2 pseudogenes are annotated in these 749 nt (G+C 38.9%); both read right to left on the reverse strand.

Annotated elements, in window-relative coordinates:
• Positions 1 to 577: pseudogene (locus tag R7Q11_RS25975) on the reverse strand (GGDEF domain-containing protein); the annotation flags it as partial.
• Positions 577 to 749: pseudogene (locus R7Q11_RS25980) on the reverse strand (oxidoreductase); the annotation flags it as partial. The pseudogenes R7Q11_RS25980 and R7Q11_RS25975, both read right to left, overlap by 1 nt.

The following is a 749-nucleotide window of genomic DNA, read 5'->3' on the forward strand; positions in this document are numbered from 1 at the left end:
AAGTGGCAAACAGCATGTATTGCGCTTTCATCAATCGTTGGCTTTCATCTTTTTGTGTCTCGTAGACTTGGCTGGTTAAGCGAAAGTTCTGGTTCACAAACTCCACTAAGTTTAAATACAGCGTTTGAGTGGCGCGATAAAACTGAGCTGCCGCTTGGCTGTCGCCGGTTTTGGCTTCCACCAACAGAGGTTCTAACTCTTTAAACTCATTAAACAGTTGCAAAAAATATTGCTGAATGTGATTGCGAGAAAAAAAGGTGTAGACGTCTTTACTATTTATTAATAAATCAAAACGGCTCCAAGCAAGCTCATACTGAAGTTCTGCACCTTCTATTTTTAAAACATTTTCGTCCAGTCGACGTGCTTCACTGACGAGCTCAGAAAGCTCTTTCGATAACTGGAATAAAAACCATGTCGCTTGTTTTTGCTCATCAGTAAAACTTTGCGCTAAGACCCGAGTTTGTTGGAGCAATATGACATTTGCGAGCAATAAAGAAGTGGCAAAAACCAAAAGGAGCATTTTGCTGGTCGTCGAATAATTTTTTTGTTTAATTGGGTAAGCTTCTGATAACTTCATTATTTTTGTTTTATTTTCATCTCATTAACTTGCCACACCATTTGGGCATGATATTCATTATGATCCAATTCAGGATATTGACTGAGAGGGTATATCACCCAGTAAGGGCCTTTATTTCTCACTTTGATGTAATGATGATCTTGCTGGTACGCCAAAATTGGCTGATAACGAA

The sequence above is a fragment of the Vibrio sp. 970 genome (assembly GCF_033339075.1).